Below are 19347 nucleotides of genomic sequence, written 5' to 3' on the forward strand. Positions count from 1 at the left end.
GCAAGGTGCGAACCGGAGCGGCGCCCGCGAGATGCGGCGCCGATCCGTGCATTTTACCGCATCCCGCTCTTTGGCCCGCGCTCCGGCCTGCTCTCAGGCCGGCCGGGTAAGCACAGGAAGGGGGCGTGAAGAAGACAACGACGCCGCCGGACGCGCCCCATGGTCAAGCGAAAACACGCTCACCAGCTGCGCCAGCGAGGCCGCCTGCGTCTGCATGGAAGATGCCGCTGCCGCCGCCTCCTCCACCAGCGCGGCATTCTGCTGGGTCATTTCATCCATCTGACTGATGGCGTGGTTGACCTGCTCGATGCCGGTGGATTGCTCGCGGCTGGCCAGGCTGATCTCGCCGACGATTTCCGCCACTTTGCGCACACTGCCCACCACACGCTCCATGGTGGCGCCGGCCTGCTCCACCAGCACGCCGCCCTCGCCGACCGTCTTGACCGAGTCGTCGATCAGCAGCTTGATTTCTTTGGCGGCGGTGGCGCTGCGTTGCGCCAGGCTGCGCACTTCGCTGGCCACCACCGCAAAGCCGCGGCCCTGCTCACCCGCGCGGGCCGCCTCAACAGCGGCGTTCAACGCCAGGATATTGGTCTGGAAAGCGATGCCGTCGATCACGCTGATGATATCGACGATCTTGCGCGACGAGCCGTTGATGGCGCTCATGGTCGCCACCACGCGCCCGACCACTTCGCCGCCCTCGACCGCGATGCCGGACGCTGCCGCAGCCAGGCGGCTGGCCGTGTCGGCGTTGTCGGCGTTCTGGCGCACGGTCGCAATCAATTCTTCCATCGCCGATGCGGTTTCTTCAAGCGCACTGGCCTGTTGCTCGGTGCGCGCCGACAGATCATGGTTGCCGACACTGATCTCGGCGGATGCGACTGCAATCGTATTGGTGCCTTGCCGCACATTGCTGACGATGTTGCGCAAGCTGCCGTTCATGTCGTTGAGGGAAGACAGCAACTGCCCGACTTCATCGCCGCTCTTTTCATCGCCACCGCTGACCTGCGTGGTCAGGTCGCCGGCGGCGACGCGGCGCGAGATGCCCAGTGCGGCATTGATCGGCCGCGTGATGCCGACGGTCAGGTACCATGCGCAGAAGCAGCCCAGCAGCAGCGACAAGCCTTCCAGGATCAACAGCAGGCGACGGCTGCCGGCGGCGATCTCGTCGATCTGCTGCGTGGTCTTGTCGATGTCGCGCTGTTCCAGCTCCAGCAGCTTGAGCATGGAATCCTGATAGCTTTTTGCCAGCGGCACGAATTCCTGATCGAGCAGGCGATTGCCCTCCTCAATGTTGCCGGCGGATTTCAGGTCGAGGATGCGATAGTGCGAGGCCAGATAGACCTTGCGGCGTTCACCGATGTTCTGAAACAAGGCCTTCTCGTCATCGCTGTTCAACAACTCGCCGATTTCCTTTTGCAGGCGCGTCGAATTGTTGGTCGAGGCCTTGGCCTCATCGATGAAATACGTCTTCAACGTGGGATCGGCGCTGCGCGAGATTGCAATCGTGCGCACGATGCCGGCGCGCAGGCTGCCATACCAGCTGGAGATCAGGCGTTCCTTGCGCGCCGACTGTTCTACCATCGCGCGCGTGACGTCCGACACTGCCTGCAGGCGCCAGATGCCGATGGCCGTGATGACGATGGACAACAGCATGATCGCGGCAAAGCCTAGTGTCAGCCGCTTGCCGATTTTCATTCTTCCCATGATGCGCATATTTCCCCCGGTGGATGTTGCTGATGCGGCTGACTAGCGCGCGACGATGTGGCCCAGCCGCACCACGGTCACGCCGGGTCCGAGCTGGCGCAGCGACGGCATGACGATGACGCAGTTGTCGTAGGGCGTGACGAATTCGCGTGCACCTTCGCGTGCGATGACGGTGCCGGCCTTGGCGATGATTTCCATGCCGCGATAGTCTTCGGCAAATTCAAAATCGTAGGACGTCGCCACCACCGGTTCGGTCACGCGGAAGAAGCGCTGCTGCGCCGGCGCAGCCGGCAGCATGAATGCGCGCAAGTCCAGCTCGGCCATCACGCCGGTGGCGATCAGGAAGCGGCAGGCCGCATCCATCGCCACGTCCTTGCTGCGTGTGGAGAAGTGCTGGCCGGTCTCGATCAGCAAGGCATTCTTGGCGCTGGCCGGATCGCCGAAGCCTGCGTAGTCGCGCATGCGCTTGCCGTTGGGATGGCCGACGTCGATGATCACGTGTTCCGGTGCGCCGACATCGGCGGCGAATTGGACACCCTTTTCGAGCGGACCGCTGACGATCAGCGGCGGCGCTTCTTCGTGCATCGAATGCAGGTCGAGCATATAGTCGACGGTGTCGATGATGGGGCGCAACTGACGCGCGCGACGCAGTTCGGCGCTGTCTTCCGAGCCGTCAAGACGCTCCGACGACCAGACGCGGTTCATGTCTTCATCAACATAGCGTGTCGCATCCGGATTGCGTGCATCAAAGCGGCGATAGGCCTCGACGTTGGCGAAGCCGAGCGTGATGCGGCCCTTCAGCGGACGCAAACCGGCTTGCAGCAGCCGGCCGACGGTAATCGCGCCGCTGACTTCATTGCCGTGCATCAGCGCCAGGATCATCACGTGCGGACCGGCCACGCCGCTGTCGATGCCGTGCACATAATCGACACCGGTATTGCCGTGCTGCCATCTCGCGATGTCGGGGAACTCCACCTCGACCGGATAGTGTTTCAGTTGTGCGCGTACTTGTTCCAAAGTTTTCATGCGATTGCTCCAGCGTCCAGGCTGACGATGTCAACGGATGCGCTGCTGCGCATCCGGCCTGAAGAATTGAAAATGAATAAAGGTGAATAAAAAAGCAGATGAATGAAGAATCCGCTGCGCTTACAGCGTCGGATGGCGCCCCATGCGACGGCCCAGCACAATCACCGCCGTCAGGCTGATCAGCGCAGTCGCCATGACATAGAAGCTCGGCGCCATCTTGTTCTCGGTCGCAGCGATCATCCAGGTCACGATCAACGGCGAAAATCCGCCGAACAAGGTCACTGAAAAGTTGTAGCTCAACGCCAGGCCGGTGCCGCGCGTCTCTGTCGGGAAAATGTCCGACAACATCGCCGGGATCGGTCCCAGGCAGGCGGCGATCAGCACACCGACGATGCCCTGTACCGCGATCAGCGTGGTCACGGTCGGCCAGGTGGTCAGCAGCATGAACAGCGGATACGAAGTCAGGCCGATCGACAGCATTGCAATCGTCAGCACGCGGAAGCGGCCGTAGCGGTCCGACAGCGTGCCGAACACCGGCGCCGTCAGCATCAGCACCAGCCCTGTGATGAGTGCTCCGATGAAGGACGAGGTGGCGGGGATGTGCAGCTGCTTCAACGCATACGTCGGCATGTACAGCTTGTGCACGTAGTTGAAAGCGGTGGCGCCGGCTACCACGCCGATGGCGAGCAGCAGCTTGACGCGGTCGCGCACCAGCACCAGCATCAGCGGCGATTTCTCGGCCTTGGCGACAGCAGCTGCGGCGGCGATCTTCTTGAACTCCGGCGTTTCATCAATCTGGCTACGGATGTAGAGTCCGACCGGGCCGACCAGCAAGCCGAAGCAGAACGCCACACGCCAGCCCCAGTCGTTGAGCTGCGCCTCGGACAGGTTGTAGCTGAGCAAAGCGCTCACTCCAGCGGCGAGCACCGTCGCCAGGCCTTGCGTCGACAGCTGCCAGCTGGCGAAGAAGCCGCGCCGTTTGGCATCCGCATGTTCCACCATGAAGGCGGTCGCGGCGCCGAATTCACCGCCCGTGGAAAAGCCTTGCAGCAGGCGCGCCACGATGATGATCAGCGGAGAGGCAATACCGATCTGCGCGTAGGTCGGCGCAAACGCAATCATCGCCGTGCCGACCATCATGATCAGGATCGAGACGGTCAGCGACGCCTTGCGGCCGGCACGGTCGGCGTAAGAGCCGAGCACGATGGCGCCGAGCGGACGAATCACGAAGGAGATGCCGAAAGTGCCCACGCTCAGCAGCAGCGAGGTGGTCTCGTCCTGCGTTGGGAAGAACAGTTTGCCGATCACCACGGCGAAGTAGCCGTAGATCAGCAGGTCGTAAAACTCCAGCGCGTTGCCGATGCTGGCGGCGCAGATTTCTTTCCACGGATTTTTGCGTTTGGCTGCCGAAGGTGCGGTGGCGGACAGTGGTGACGACGACTCGAATTCAGCTGGCATGCGGTGACTCCCATTCTCTCTCGTGCGGCGCATTCTGCTGAGATGGCAGTCGTGTCTGCGCCGCTTATTCTATTTGGCTCGCATGCCTCCCCGGGTCTGACACGATGCTCGAAAATAGTGCGCGTTGAACCCCGTTGCACTGTATTTGGGAGCATCTTTCCAGACGTACCGGAAGACCTTGCGAGAACTTTGAGGGAGTATAGTGAGCGCGATTTTTTGCTTATTGCCGTTTCGGCACAGGCTTGTGCTTTTTGCTGCCGAGCGCGTTTGCAGCAGGCAAACCAGGCTGCAAATCAAGCCTCAGGAGCGATCAATCGCATCTGAAGCAACGCCGTCCCAGATGGCGTTGACCAGCGCATCGTCATTGCCGCGCACGCGGTACAACGAGATGTCGAAGTTGACGCGCATCTCCGGTTCGCCGATGACCAGCAGGCGCCGTTCGTTGACGTCTTCCTGCACCAGCCGCTGCGGCAGCCAGGCGACGCCGACGCCGCGGCGCGCCATTTCGTGGATGGATTCATAGGAGTCGGCTTCATACACCATGCGCAGCGACACCTTCTTCGGCAGGCCGGCCAGATGCTTGGCCAGCACGCCGCGCAAGGTCAGCGATTGCGAGAAGCCCAGCCAGGGCGTCGGCGTCGCCGCGTTGGCCGGCGCCAGCTTGAAGCGCGGCCGCCCCCTGGCGTCGGCGGCCACCACCGGCAGCAGGATTTCGCGCGCCAGCGTCAACGACTCATAGCGCATCGGATCGATCAGCAGGCGCGTGGTCGGGCTCGAATAAATCACCAGCAGATCGGCGTCGCCGGCGCCCAGGCGCAGGATCACTTCCTGCGCGCCGCCGGTGCTGACCGACACCGGGAAAGGTCCGAAGCGCTGGTTGATGTTCTCGTACCAATCGGGAAAAAAAGTGCGCGCCAGCGTACGACCGGTCGCCACGCGCAAGGTCTTCTCGGCCGGCCCGGAGCCGTCCTGCAGCTGCGCCCGGGCGGCGTACAGCACGTCGGTCGAATGCGTCGCGGCATCGAGGAACAGTTGCCCGGCCGCCGTCAGCGACACCGGATGCGTGCGCACCACCAGCTCGGCGCCGACCCATTGCTCCAGCGCCTTGATGCGGCGACCGAAAGCCGGATGCGTGACGAAGCGGTTTTCCGCCGCGCGCGAAAAACTGCGCGTGCGCGCCAGTTCGATGAAGTCTTCCAGCCAGATCAGGTGCACCGTCTCACTCCTTGTTTTTTGCTGATTCTATCCGAGCGCAGTGCGGACGGGCATCAGACATGCGTCTCCGTTCGAGGCAGGTTTCATGCCACGAACGGAGAAAGCAGTTTCAGACGCGAGGAGAATTAAGGAACGAAGCCAGGGATCTTGCTGTGGTCGACAACGTCGATCTGGCTGGCCGGCATGAACTTGTCGGCGTATTGCTGGTAGACCTTGCTGCGCACGAAGACGTCGAACAGATCCGGGTCGATGTGGTCGCGCAGGCGGAAGCCACCGAGGATTTCGAGCGCCTCGCTGAGCGTGTTGCCCTTCTTGTAAGGACGATCGGCGGCAGTCAATGCTTCGAAGATGTCGGCGATCGCCATCATGCGCGCCTGGGGCGACATCTGGTCGCGCGTGAGTCCCTTCGGATAACCCTTGCCGTCCATGCGCTCGTGGTGGCCGCCGGCGTATTCGGTGACGTTGCGCAGCTGCTTCGGCCACGGCAGCGATTCCAGCATCTTGATGGTGACCACGATGTGGTTGTTGATGACCTGGCGTTCGGCGTCGTTGAGCGTGCCGGCGCGGATGCGCAGGTTCTCGGATTCGTCGGCGCTGAGCAGGTCCTGCATCTGGCCATCCGGTCCGCGCCACTGACGCTTGGCGATTTCCAGGACACGCTGCTGGTCGTCCGGCTTCATGCCTTCGCCGCCGACATTGCTCTTGCGCAGGAAATTGCGTTCGGCGTCGAGCACCTCGCATTCCGCCGCCAGCGCCGCATCGAGTTCGGAGCTTTTCTCTGCGGTCAATGCGGCGCCGAGCGCGCATTTTTCCTTGAGCACGCGAATCTCGGCGTCGCGCTTGAGCACTTCGTAGCGCGTGTCAACCAGGTGGATGCGGTCGTAAATGGTTTGCAGCTTGGTCGACTTCTCGACGATATGGTCGGGCGTGGTGATCTTGCCGCAGTCGTGCAGCAGGCCGGCGACCCACAGCTCGCGGCGGTCGCGCTCGGTCATCTGGAAATCCGCCAGCGGACCTTGAGTGGTCTGGTGCGAGGCTTCCGCCAGCATCATCGCCAGCTCCGGCACGTGTTCGCAATGGCGACCGGTGTGCGGCGATTTTTCGTCAATGCCCATGTTGATGAGCTTGATGAAATGTTCGAACAGGTTTTCCAGGCGATAGATCAGTTGTTGATTGGTGATGGCGATGGCCGCTTGCGACGCCAGTGCTTCGATGAAGTATTGGTCGGTCTCGGAAAACGGATGCGGCTTGCCGGTGGCCGGATCGATGGCGTTGACCAGTTGCAGCACGCCGACCAGTTCGCCTTCATGATCCTGCATCGGCACGGTCAGGAAGGACTGCGAGTGGTAGCCGAACTTCTCGTCGAACATGCGCATGCCGGAGAAGTTGAAGCCTTCCGCCTGGTACACATCCGGGATGTTGACCGACTTGCGCGTGTTGGCGGCATAGGCAGCCACCGCGCTGAGGTTCTTGCTGCCATCGGGGCTGGTCAGCTGGATGTTGGGGATGCTGATCTTCTGGGCGCTGCTGCCGCCCTGGTGCATGCCCAGCGTGTCGTTGATCGAGATGTAGAACGCCAGGCTGTCTTCTTCTTCCATGGTGCGGTAAAGCGTGCCGCCATCGGCCAGCGTGATGCTGCGCGCAGTCTGCAGGATACGTTCGAGCAGCAGCGGGATATCGCGGTTGGTGCTCAGTTCGACGCTGAGCTCGGTCAGCTTTTCCAGGCGGTGGGAGATATCGAGATGCTGGTTTTTCATGTTGTTCATCGGCTCAAGGGGACAACTGGCCTGCATCGCATTGGTCGATGCAGTAAAAAGACGCACTGGGCGATTCTGGAAAGATACGCTTCAATACTGACAACAAAGTGTCAAGCAGAGCATCTTTTTGCCGCCTGTTACCGTCACGAGACAATGCACATCCGCGTTGGCGATGACGTACGGAAACTCTGCTGCTCACACGCCTGATCTGCATCAGGTTTTCCTGTTGTTTCGCCGAAGCAGCCCGTGCTTTTTATTGATTTAGACTGACGGATAACTTACCATCCAAACTGTTGTATAGATTGCTACATTTTTGGTTTCATAAGGCAATCTCTCAAGAAAAAAACAAGAGTGCAATCACGGGGGAGCGGAACATTTCCGCACGAACATATTCGTTCCGGGTCGCCACAGTCATCACTTCAATCTGGTCCATACGATGCGCGTAGAAATTCTCGGCTGCAGTGGCGGCATAGGCGGCAACACCCTTCGCACCACGTCGCTGCTGGCGGACCGCGACATCCTGATCGACGCCGGCACCGGCGTCAATGACTTGCCGCTGGATGCATTGGCCGCGATTGACCACGTCTTCATCACGCATTCGCACCTGGACCACATCGCCTGCCTGCCCTTCATCCTCGACAGCGTCGGCGACCAGCGCAACACGCCGCTGACCATGCACGCCACACAGGCGACGCAAGACATCATCCGCAAGCACATCTTCAACTGGCAGATCTGGCCCGACTTCAGCGAAATCCCCTCGCCCGAAAACCCCTTCCTGCGCTTCAACACCATCGAAGTCGGCAAGTCGCTGGTGATCGGCGAACGCAGCATCACCGCGCTGCCGGCCAACCATACCGTGCCGGCGGTCGGCTATCAGTTGCAGGACTTGAGCAGCGGCGCGAGCATGGTGTTCAGCGGCGACACCACCAGCTGCGACGCGCTGTGGAAAGCGGTCAACACGATCGACAAGCTGCGCTACCTGATCGTCGAAGCCGCCTTCCCCGACAGCGAGCGCGAACTGGCGAAGCTGTCCAAGCACTTCTGTCCGAGCCTGCTGCTCGAAGACCTGGCCAAGCTCGACAGCAATCCGGAAATCCTCATCACCCACGCCAAGCCTGGTCTGTTCAACCAGATCGAGAAAGAACTGCTGCAAGGCGCCGGCAAACGCAACATCAAGATGCTCATGGCCGAGTCGGTGCTTAGCTTCTAAGCGCCTCTCTTTCCGGAATCTCAAAGAACTGCGGCGCTGTCTGCACAGCGCCGCCGCATTTCCCTGTTTCCTGTCGCCACTTTACTGGACGATACAATCCACGCCGCCGGAACCACCTGCGCCGTTTGCGCTCGTCGTCGGCGCATTCCTGCTGATCGATTGCGGCATCGTCACCGGCACGCCTTGCGCCGGTGGTATCACCGTCGGCGGCGTATTCTGGTTCGCGACGTAGCCGAACTGTCCGGTCTGGAACACCTGCTGCCCGGCCGGGTTGGTCAGCACGATGGCTCCCTGCGCGACGTCGACGTGCAAGCCGTTCTGCGGCGTGCTGCCGCTGGACGTCGGCACGCCGCCGCAATCGTTCTGGCAGAACAGCGCGCCAAAGTGGGTGCCGCGAATACCGATGGTCGCAGTTGGCGTATCGAAGCTCACCGCATCGTGATTGCGCTTGCCGACCAGGCCCGTGACGGCGCGCAGACCGCCCTTGACCAGGCTGATGGCAACGTTGTCCTGCGCCGGCTTCTCGGCGTCGTAGAGATAGCTCTTGACGACGATTTGCGAACCGGGCCGCAACACGATTTCACCGTTGTCGAGAAACTTCACTCGGGTATAAGTGTTGGATTCGGTGATCAGCGTGTCGCCCTGCTGGATCTTCGATTGAATCGCCAGCACCGCGGTGCTGCCGTCGGCCCGCTTGGCGGTGAGCACGCCGGACAAGTGCGTAACCACGCCAACCACTTGTGCATAGGAGACGCTGCTCCAGCCTATCAGCGCGAGCAGGCAAAGCAGACGCAAGGTATGCGACAGGTTGATACGACCGGATTGGTATCCCATGGAATTAAGTTGTTTCATATTGATCGGTTCCCGAGATATCAGCTGCAATACAGCTTGGAGACTTTTTTGACGCCGGCAGGCTTGCTTTGCCCACTTGCAGGCTCAGCATCGTCGCCACCGAAACTGCCGGCTCCGCCACCGGTGGTCTGGGTGTTGTCAATGACCGGATTGGTGCCTGAGGTCGATGGGGTGCTTGTCGTCGTGGTCTGAGTATTGTTGACGCTGCGATCAATCTGGCTGGTAGTGTCGGTGGCTACGGTGATCGGCGTCGTGGTCGGATTTGTCTGAATTGACGGCCCCACTTGAACACCATTGAGCATTACACCCGGACCATATACCGGAGCAGGAACACCTGGGGTATATGCACCGGTAATATTGGCGTTGATGTTGAGACTGCCGCCGGCGACCAGATTGATGGTTCCTCCGGCAGAAGCAAGCTGGCCATTGACGACGAGGCTATCGTTGCTCGATCCGGATCCCGCCGTACCCGCCGCAAGCGCGATGCCGCCTGCCGCAGTGATGCCGCCGCTGCCGATGGTCAACGGGCTGTGCGCTTCAATCGTGACCGTGTGCGACAACATGCCTGCGCTGACCGTACCGTTGCTGACGATCCCCAGCGTGTTCAACCTGTCTGCCAGTGTAGGAACGGGATCGAGGTCAGGCGCAGTCGGCAGCGTCGTCAGAAAATCTGCTCCGGAGCCCAAGCTCGTCGTCGCGGTAGCACCGGTATTGATGATACTGATGCTGCCGTTGGCGTTGGTGACGCCGTTGATCCGGAACACAGAGGTATCCGCCGAATCCAGGTTATTGCGCAAGATGATGTCATTGATGCCCCGGTTGTTGGCGGCGAACGCGGCGATACGATTCGCACCATTGTCCAGCGTCAGACCTGTAACGGATGAAGCCAGCAACTGCCGCGTCACATGCAAGGCGGCAGTCTGCATGATCGCGCCGTTCTGCGATTCCAGTACCAGATTGCGCGCAGTGATGTTGCCCACCACCAGATCCCCGGTAGCCTGGCTCAGGCTGACCGAGCCGTTGCTATTGATGACGCTGCCGTTGCTTTGCGAAAAAGAATCGGTCACGCTGAGCGCGGAGTTCACGTCGCCGTTGACCGTGCCGGTGCCGGACAGGGTCAGGCTGCTCACACGTGCTGACCCGGATATGTTGAGGACGCCGGAATTCGGACTCGGATCGGTAACGACGACATTGTTGAAGCCGTTAAAACCTTCGCCGCCTCCTTCGCCGCCCCCGCCCCCGCCTTCTCCGCTGACCGATACGGTCGAATGCCCAAGCGAAATGATGTTGCCGACCTTGACGGTACCACCGTTGATGTTCAGGCCCGAGTCGTCATTGAAAGTGATGCTCTTGACTATGTCGATGCCATCCGTGTTGTTGTGCGACAGTTGCGAGGACGATGCCACCACGACATTATCAATGGCAGTCGGGAAGTAGCCTGTCGACCAGGCGCTGGCATTGCCCCAGGAGTCGTACCCGTCTGCGGCGAAGGTGAGGGTTTCCGGCGCCGACATGACCAGCGAGAGACCGGTCTCCGAGTTGTAGCGCGCCTTGATCATTCTCTGCGCGCCGCCGGTGGTCAGCACGTCACCCAGTACATGACGGAATACGCCGCCAGTCGCCGCGGGCCCGTTGATCGCTGCAAATGCGTCATCCACCAGCGGCGTGTAATTGTTCAACAATTTAGTTTGGAGCGTGCCATCCAGATTGAGCCCGTTTGATCCATTGATATTGAGCACGTCGTAACTGCCGGCAGTATTCCCAGCGATGTCGATCAACAAGCTACCGGTCGATCCCTGCGTATAGCCGCCGTTGATGGTCAGCGTACCGACCGTGCCGTCGCCACCAGGAGCCAACACACCATTGTTGAAGAAAGTTCCTGCGTCGCCTCCAACCGCGATCGATCCGGTGCCGGCTACCGTGGCGCCATTTGCGTTCGTGAATGTGTGGGCCGCGAAGCTGCCACCTTTCATATTGACGGTGCCAGTTGGATGGTCGCTATTGCCGTTCTGAACGTCGCCCAAACCGAATACTTGTCCGGTAACGTTTAGCGTGCCGTAATTGTTGATGTCGCCATTAAAAGTAATTTCCGTCTTGCCCGTATAACCATTCGGTTTATTGGCAGTGGAGTCGAGATTCATCACACCGTTGTTGGTCAGGGCATAGACGAAGGTCGTGTTGTAATTGACGTTGAAAATGCCCAAATTATTGATTGAGCTGGAGTTCAGCACGGTGTTGGTCAGATTGACCGTACCCGCATTGGCAATCGCGGCGGCGTTGAGTGTAGAGTTGACCACGTTGACGGCACCCGCATTACCCAACTGCCCCAGTGCCAGTCCCGATGAAGTAGCATCGTTGATATTCAGGGTGCCGCTACTGTTGTTGGTGAACGCTCCGGAAACCGTAAACCCCGATCCCACACGCATCTGGTTCAGATTCACCACGCCATCGTTATTGAACGTTCCGACAGTTCCTGAAATATTATTCAAACTTACCGTACCCTGATTCGCCAGCGTGCCATTGACAAAGAACTGTCCATTGTAATTGGCGGTGTCGACAACCGAACTGGTCGCGTCCACTGTCAGGTTGCCGGTAAACAGCGAGCCTGCGAATGTGTTCGAAAAGCAAGCCCTGTTGCTGCCGAGATCGAACACGCCACCGTGGATGATGTTCAGATTGCCATTCCCGACATTGCCGGAGCCTTCACTGACATTAAGAACGCCGCTATTGAGCGCTATCCTCGCGCCATTGAGTTGTGCCGAATGGGTGCCAGCGCTTGCATCGTGCACATTCGTGTTCAGGTTCAGATTCAGTGCGTTTGAGGTGCTCGTGATATCTGCATTGATAATGATGTTGTTGTCCGCGTTCAGCGTCAGACTGGCTGCGTCGCCACCGGTTTTGTTTATGGCTGCGCTGATGGTGATGTCGCCGGCATCCGCTCCTCCGCTGTTGCCGGTAGCCAGGGTCACGTCGGTACCGACGTTGAGCAAACCAACAATGGTCGAAGCACGAATCTTCGAACTATTGCCGACAGAACTGATCACGCTGGTGCCGTCCGTGTTGGCAGTGGCGACCGCGTCGCTCACCACTTCCAGATCGTAGGGGTCGATGTACCAGGTGCCGCCGCTGCCCACCGTCGGAGTCTTGACCACATCCAGCGACTTCAGACCCGAAGTCTCCACGAAACCGCCCTGGCCGGGCGCACCGCGCGCCGAGACGTCGCCGTCGATATACGCCGCGCCATCCGAATACAACACCACGCTGCCGCCCTTGGTGGCGCCGTCCGCAGTAATCTTGGAACTCGCGGTCGTAGTCAGATTCTGCGACGCACGCAGGAAGATCCGCCCGCCCTCGCTCACCACGCTGCTGGCGTTGATGTTGCCGCTGTTGTTGATCAGGCCGGCTGCGATACCGATGCGGCCTGCTTCGGCGGTGATGGTGCCGAGATTTGTCACGCTGCCGGCGATGCCGGTGACGTTGACCGTCACGCCCGGTGTGGCCGTGTCGACCAGTTGCACGGTCTGGCCGGCGGCCAGCAGGATTTCACCGTTCGGGCTTTGGATCACGCCGCTGTTGCTGACGTTGGCGCCAATCAGGTAAACACTGCCACCGGTGCCGGTCTTGATGGTGCCCTCGTTGACGACGTTGCCGACGGTCGCGCCAGCGTTGAAAGTCAGGCGTCCGGCCAGAAAATCGCCATCGGTGATGTTGAGCGTGCTGGCGATGAAACGCGCCACGTCGACCACGCCGCCCGGTCCCACCATGATGCCGTTCTGGTTGATCAGCGCCACCATGCCGTTGGCTTTGAGGTGGCCGTAGATCAGCGAGGGATCGGTGCCGGTCACGCGCGCCAGGAACGCTGCTGCGGAGTTCGGCTGGCTGATGTCGACCGTGGCGTTGGCGCCGATGCTGAAGCTGGTGAAGTTGCCGATCGCCTGCTGCGTGCTCTGGTTGATGTTCAGCGTGTTGCCGTTTTGCGTGATCGTGGCAGTGCCTGAGGTGATCACGCCGCCGGTGGGCAAGGTATTGACCGGCGGTGCAGCTGCCAGCGCAGGGACGTTCCATGCCGCACAGATGGCAGCGGCCGTCATCGAGATGCGCAATCCACGACCGAACATCGCGCGCCACGAACGACGCAACAAACCCGTCAGCAACACCGGCACCGGCTTGCGTGCACGCCAGCTCATCGTGAGGCGGCGCTTGCCCACCCGCATCGTGAACGATGGCGGCGCTAATTCGATGTGCACGGTGTCTTTGCCGATGACAGTCTTCTGGTCTGGATTATTCATGTTAGAACCCCAATGTCGCGCTGACATGCGCGTTCAAGTCACCACGTTTTTCGGTCAGGGATGTGCCCGCAATGGCCACGCGCGCCACATCCAGTTTCACGTTGAAGTCGCGGCCAAGCGCATAGCGTGCGCCGAAGCCGATGCTGGCGACGGTCATGCCGGACGGGATGCCGCTGTTGCCGACGTTCTTGTTGTAGCCGCGGCCGATGTCGTAAAAGCCCAGCAGACGCAGGTTGCCTTTGCTCGCCAGCTCCGGCGTATAGGCCTCGGCGTTGACGATCACGCCACTGTCGGCGGCAACCGCACGCTCGGTAAAGCCGCGCACTGTGGTAGCGCCGACCAGGCCGAATTGCTCCGCCGATACCAGCGGATTGAAAGCATATTGCGCACTGACTGCAACGCGCATTTGCCAGTCATTGGCGAAGCCCTTGAAGAGCGATCCGCCGCCGCGCAGGACGATGAAATCATCAATGGTGTTGCGGCTGCCCGGCGTCAGATACGAATAGCGATCAGTGCGGTTGCCGCCCTGGGGATTGGTGTAGGCGGTGCCTGTACCCCAGTTGCGTGCAATGCCGATGTTGTAGTCGATGTTCTGGCCGGTGCTGCGTGTCACACCGCTATAGGTCACGCTCAGCGGCATGGTGGTGTACGGCACACACGACGCGATCAGCGGCGTCGGCGGTGTAATGGGGATTTCAAAGCCGTTGACGCTGCAACGCGAATCGATCTTCTTGTAATCCACACCGAACACCAGCTTGGTGCTGGTTTCGCCTTCGCGCGCAAAGAAATGGTTCCAGCGCAGGCCGTAGACGTCGCCCTTGCCGGTGAATCCCAGCACGCCGCCCAACGTCGGCGATCCGCCCGGCGTATTGACGCTGGATTTACCGTAGATGAAATCGAGGCTGTCACCGATGCTGTAGAGCGGAATCCGATAGCCCAGCGAATAGATATCGACCTTGACGCCGTGCGGACTGTCCGGGGAGGTGGTGTAAGCCAATGTGCCGACCTGGTCGCGATCGAACAGGTTGGCATACTGGACCGCCACGCCGGTGCGCCAGTTGCCGGTGCTGGCTGCGCCGGTATTGTCCAGCGTCAGGAACACGCGCAGCGGATCGTAGTCGGTCACCTTGACTTCGGCATCAATCTTGCCGTCTTCCTCGGCAGAGGTCAGGGCCACGTTGATTTGCTTGGCCGCGCTGTCGTTGCTCAGTTGCACTGCTTCGGAAATGGCGCGCAGGTTGGGCGTCTTGCCGATTTCGAGCGCCGGAACACTGGCGCGGATATTCTTTTCGCTGAAATATTTATTGCCGGTGACGGTAACGTCCCTGATCATGTTTTCAGTCACCTGAATCCTGACCACGCCGCTGGTGAGCTCCTGCTCGGGCACATAGACCTGCACTGCGCTGTAGCCCTCTTTGCGATAGGCATTGTCGAGCGCTTCCAACGCCTTTTGCACATCGCCATAGACACGACCGGGGCCGGTCATCGGCGCCACCAGGCGTTGCACTTCTTCCGCAGACAGCAGCGTATTGCCCTCGATATGGAAACGCGTAATGTTGAAGCGCTCGTCCTCGGCCAGCGCGCTCGCCGCGACGACGGTCAACGTCATCCCCAATAGACATTGCATCAAACGATGTTTCATTTTTTTATGCTTGGTTCAGGACCACGCCGGCCTGCACTCTGCAGACCGGCGTCGCCTCGATTTATCGTGAACTTCCCTGCCCTCTTGCGTTGGTGCGCATTCTTCATGCGGCCCGACGCCCCTGCATTTCTCCGGTCCGGATCGTCTTCGTCGTACATATGCCATGCACACGCCAAACCGCCGGGTGCTTGCGCACGCAGCGGGATATTCAGCGACAGAGATGATCCAGTGGAAAGAAATGTGATGCGACGGCGATCGTCATCGCCGCATCCGTAGCGCCTGCGCGTTTATTCTTCTTGTTGCGCGCGCTGCCCGATCCTGCGACGAAAACCGCCATCTGAGCGCCACCCACCCCGACGACGCTACATACCGGCAAGTATAAGATTGAGCGTATTGCCTGTCGACAAAAATCGCTGATATTCGCTATGGGTTTTCGCTTAACTTACAACGGCCTGTCACTTAAATTTCCGCATGGAAATTTAATCCGCGACTTTGCCCCGAAACGACCGTCCCGGGCGGGATTGGCGCCGCCCGGTGCCGTTGTTATTTTGTCTCGAAAGTAGTGACGCCGTCCCAATCCGCCGGCAAGGGATGCGCGCGGAAATAGGCGATGCGCTGCAGGTAGAGATCATACAAACCGTGCGGACTTTCTTGCTGCAAGGCAAGGATCGCCTGCTCGGCCTCATCCCATTGCTGCCGGCGCACCAGCGCCAGCGCCGCCGTCCATTGGTCGAGCGAAGCCTGTTGCGCCGGAGTCAGTTCCGACGCCAGCCCGAGCGGTTCGAAAATCGGCACCGGCTCGTTCTTGCCCTTGACGCGCACGCTGTCGAGCTCGCGGTAGGCGAACTCCGGCGCGGCGTCGCGCGTGGCTACGCCAACCAGCACGCCGACGCCGTAGACCTTGGTGATCGATTCCAGGCGCGACGACAGATTGACCGCGTCGCCCATCACCGTGTACGCCTTGCGGATCTTCGAGCCCATGTCGCCCACGCGCATGTTGCCGGTGTTGAGGCCGATGCCGATCTTCAGCGGCGGCCAGTTGCGCTTGGCGAATTCTTCATTGAGCACGAGGCAGCTCTGCTGCATTTTCAATGCCGTCGTCACCGCGCGCGCGGCGTGGTCGGGCAACGCGATCGGCGCGCCCCAGAATGCCATCACGGCGTCGCCGATGTACTTGTCGAGCGTGCCGCGATTGCCGCGGATGTCTTCCGACATGGCGGTCAGGTAGGCGTTGATGTACTCGCGCAATTCATTGGGCTGCAAGCCTTCCGAAATCGTGGTGAAGCCGCGCACGTCGGAGAACATCACGGTCAGTTCGCGGCTTTCGCCTTCCATGTTGTAGCTGGCAGGGTTCGCGGCCATTTCGGCGACCAGCTCCGGCGCCACGTATTCGCCGAACAGGTTGACGATGGCGCGGCGGTTGCGGTATTCGAACAGGTAGCCCCAGCCCAGATTGCAGATGAACAGCGCGGCAATCAGCAGCAAGGCGGTGGCCATGGGCAGCACCAGTCCGGCGCTGTCATACAGCCAGAAGTTGAGCGCACCGATACCGAACGCCGTGCCCGACGCCAGCAAGATAGCCCACAGCGGTCCCAGCAACGGCAGCAGCAAACCCAGCACCAGGCCGATCACGAGGATCTGCACGAGGTCGAAGCCGATGGCGAATTCCGGCCGTTGCTTGAAGTCGCCGTCGAGGATGGAGGCGATGATGTTGGCGTGGATTTCCACACCGGGATAATTCGGACTGACCGGCGTGGCCCGCAAGTCGTACAGCCCCGGCACGGTGGTGCCGACCAGCAGGACGCGGCCGGCCAGGTCGTTCTTGGGGATGCGTCCCTTGAGGATGTCGACCGCCGGCACGTAGCGGAACGCGCCGCCGTGCACGCCGCCGCGGCCGCGATAGGTCACCAGCGTGGTCAGGTGGCGCTCGACCGGGATGAAGGTCGGACGCGGCTTGGTGTCGAGCGCAATCGATTCAAGCGCACCGTAGTCGCGCAGCTGCTGGTCCGACATCACCGCATCCTGCTGCAGGAAGATCGGCTTCATGCGCGTGGCGCCGAGCGCCGAACGGGCGCTGGCCAGCGCCAGCGATTCGTAGAAATTGTCGCCGACTTGCGCGATCAGCGGCACGCGGCGGATCAGGCCGTCGTTGTCGAGCAAGGGATTGAAGAAGCCGCCGGCTTCGGCCGCCTCTTGCAACTGCGGCAGGTTGGCGCCGTAGGCTTTCCAGTTGGTGACGTCGAGACGGCGACCGCCGAGGCTCGCCAGCGTAAACACCGGTTTCGGCAACTGGCCTTTGGCGATGGCGTCGGGTTCATTGGACAGGTTGTAGCCCATCACCACCGGGCGGCCCTGGATGGCGGCGGCCATGCGCGCGTCGAAATCGAGTTTGGATTTGAGCGTCAGCAGTTGCTGGCCGAATTGCGGCAGGCCCTTGAGTTCGCTGTGCGCGAGGCTTTCCAAGGTGGCGTAGCCGGAGCTGTTGTCGGGTTCGGCGAACACCACGTCGAAGGCGACGGTCTGCGCTTCGTAGCTGTCGGTCATTTTGCTGATGAGGGCGGCGACGACGTCGCGGCTCCACGGCCAGCGGCCGACTTCGGCGATGCTCTTCTCGTCGATGTCGACGATGACGATGCGCGGATCGGTTTCCACTTTCGCGATGCGCATGCGCATGTCGTAGAAGAACAGATCGATGCGCTCGGTCAGGAATGCCGGCAGCATGCCCATCACTTGCCCGCCCGCCAGCAGCGTCAGCACCAGCGCCAACGACCAGCGCGCACCATGTTTTGCGAAGAGACGACGCACGGCTTTCCCCTGAGAATATTTTGTTGCGATGATGCCAGCACTACCGGCGAATCACAACGGAATTCCGTATACGGGAAGCGGCGTCAGTGCACCGTCAGTGGCAGAAACCGATCAAGAGAATTTCCGCACGGCATCTAAAGCGAGGCCGGCGCCGATGCTGCCGAACAAATCGCCTTCGACTTGTTTGGCATTCGGCACCAGTGCGGCGATGCGCTTGCGCAGCAGGTGCACGCCGCTGGAGCCGCCAGTGAAGAACACCGAATCGATGGCGTCGGCCTTCACGCCGGCGTCGGCCAGCAGCTTGCCGACGGTCTGCTCGACCGACTCCACCAGATGGTCGATGCTGGCGTCGAAACCGGCGCGGCTCAGTTGCAGCGTCTCGGGCGGACGCAGGCGGTCGAGTTCGAGCGTGAAGGATTCATCGGCCGACAGGCCGATCTTGGCCGCTTCCACCTGCAGCGCCAGCCAGTGGCCTGCGCGCTGTTCGACCAGGTCGAGCAGGCGCGCGAACTTGTCGCGCTCGGCGACTTCGCGGTAGACGTCCTGCAATTGCTGCCAGGCCTTGCGCGTGTAGATCAGGTTGATGGTGTGCCAGGTCGCCAGATTGAAGTAATAACCCGACGGCACTTCGCTGTTGCTGGTCAGCTTGCTGCCGAGGCCGAGCAGCGGCATGACGCTGGACAGGCTGAGGTATTTGTCGAAGTCGGTGCCGCCGACGTGCACGCCGCCGGTGGCGAGGATGTCGTCGAGGCGGTCGGTTTGCTTCGCGCGCTCGGGCGACAGGCGCACCAGCGAAAAGTCCGAGGTGCCGCCGCCGATGTCGGCGATCAGCACCAGTTCTTCACGGGCGATGGTGGATTCGTAGTCGAAGGCAGCGGCGATCGGTTCGTACTGGAAGGCGATGTGCTTGAAGCCGACCGCGCGCGCGATTTCTTCGAGCGTGTCTTGCGCCAACTGGTCGGCCTCGGCGTTGTCGTCGACGAAGTGCACCGGACGGCCCAGCACCACGCTGTCGAAGCGGCGGCCGGCGGCGCGTTCGCCGCGCTGCTTGAGTTCACCGATGAATTGCGACAGCAAGGCGCGAAACGGCAGCGCGCGGCCGCCCACTTCGGTCTGGCCGTCGATCATGCCCGAGCCGAGCAGGCTCTTGAGCGAACGCATGAGCCGGCCCTCGTAGCCGGCCAGGTAGGTCGACAGCGCGGCGCGGCCGTAGCTGAATTCGTTTTCATCGGCGTTGAAGAACACCACCGACGGCAAGGTCATCTTGCCGTCTTCGAGCGCGAGCAAGGAAGGTTGTCCCTGCCTGCTCCAGCCCATCGTGGAATTGGATGTGCCGAAATCCACGCCGCAAGCGTCTGACATACTTATCCCTGCTTTTTTGCAAAG

Annotated in this window: 11 protein-coding genes; 1 reads left to right on the plus strand and 10 read right to left on the minus strand. The window is 61.0% G+C overall.

Annotated elements, in window-relative coordinates; all coding sequences use genetic code 11:
- Window positions 1-93: 93 nt before the first annotated feature.
- The 5 genes from ACIROW_RS12255 to ACIROW_RS12275 form a co-directional block, all read right to left on the minus strand.
- Window positions 94-1716 carry a methyl-accepting chemotaxis protein gene (locus ACIROW_RS12255; RefSeq protein ID WP_402275728.1) on the minus strand — a complete coding sequence of 541 codons (1623 nt, stop codon included), beginning with the start codon at window positions 1714-1716 and terminating at the stop codon, window positions 94-96.
- Window positions 1717-1749: 33 nt separating this feature from the next.
- A complete protein-coding gene (locus ACIROW_RS12260; protein ID WP_402275731.1) occupies window positions 1750-2733 on the minus strand; it encodes a M14 family metallopeptidase in 984 nt (327 codons plus the stop codon).
- 120 nt (window positions 2734-2853) lie between these two features.
- Complete coding sequence (locus tag ACIROW_RS12265) at window positions 2854-4191, minus strand: MFS transporter (protein ID WP_402275733.1); 1338 nt, start codon at window positions 4189-4191, stop codon at window positions 2854-2856.
- A 300-nt stretch (window positions 4192-4491) separates the two neighbouring features.
- The gene (locus ACIROW_RS12270; protein ID WP_053194735.1) at window positions 4492-5406 is read right to left on the minus strand and encodes a LysR family transcriptional regulator; all 915 of its coding nucleotides are present in this window, start codon (window positions 5404-5406) and stop codon (window positions 4492-4494) included.
- A 125-nt stretch (window positions 5407-5531) separates the two neighbouring features.
- A complete protein-coding gene (locus tag ACIROW_RS12275) occupies window positions 5532-7172 on the minus strand; it encodes a GAF and HD-GYP domain-containing protein (protein WP_402275736.1) in 1641 nt (546 codons plus the stop codon).
- Between the two features lie 427 nt (window positions 7173-7599).
- Between ACIROW_RS12275 and ACIROW_RS12280 the strand changes: the two genes are divergently transcribed.
- The gene (locus tag ACIROW_RS12280; protein WP_402275738.1) at window positions 7600-8373 is read left to right on the plus strand and encodes a 3',5'-cyclic-nucleotide phosphodiesterase; all 774 of its coding nucleotides are present in this window, start codon (window positions 7600-7602) and stop codon (window positions 8371-8373) included.
- Window positions 8374-8454: 81 nt separating this feature from the next.
- On the opposite strand, the gene ACIROW_RS12285 is transcribed toward ACIROW_RS12280, so the two are convergent.
- From ACIROW_RS12285 to ACIROW_RS12305, 5 genes are all read right to left on the minus strand, one after another.
- Entirely contained in the window at window positions 8455-9225 is a 771-nt protein-coding gene (locus ACIROW_RS12285; protein WP_402275741.1) for a FecR domain-containing protein, read from the minus strand.
- A 20-nt stretch (window positions 9226-9245) separates the two neighbouring features.
- A complete protein-coding gene (locus tag ACIROW_RS12290) occupies window positions 9246-13514 on the minus strand; it encodes a beta strand repeat-containing protein (protein ID WP_402275744.1) in 4269 nt (1422 codons plus the stop codon).
- A gap of 1 nt (window position 13515) precedes the next feature.
- Window positions 13516-15156: a ShlB/FhaC/HecB family hemolysin secretion/activation protein gene (locus tag ACIROW_RS12295; RefSeq protein WP_402275747.1), complete on the minus strand. Its 1641-nt coding sequence runs from the start codon at window positions 15154-15156 to the stop codon at window positions 13516-13518.
- 543 nt (window positions 15157-15699) lie between these two features.
- Window positions 15700-17883: a CHASE2 domain-containing protein gene (locus ACIROW_RS12300; RefSeq protein ID WP_402275962.1), complete on the minus strand. Its 2184-nt coding sequence runs from the start codon at window positions 17881-17883 to the stop codon at window positions 15700-15702.
- Between the two features lie 189 nt (window positions 17884-18072).
- Entirely contained in the window at window positions 18073-19323 is a 1251-nt protein-coding gene (locus ACIROW_RS12305) for an Hsp70 family protein (protein WP_402275750.1), read from the minus strand.
- Between the last annotated feature and the right edge of the window lie 24 nt (window positions 19324-19347).

The sequence above is a fragment of the Herbaspirillum sp. NPDC101397 genome (genome assembly GCF_044767325.1).
Classification (GTDB): Bacteria; Pseudomonadota; Gammaproteobacteria; order Burkholderiales; family Burkholderiaceae_D; genus Herbaspirillum.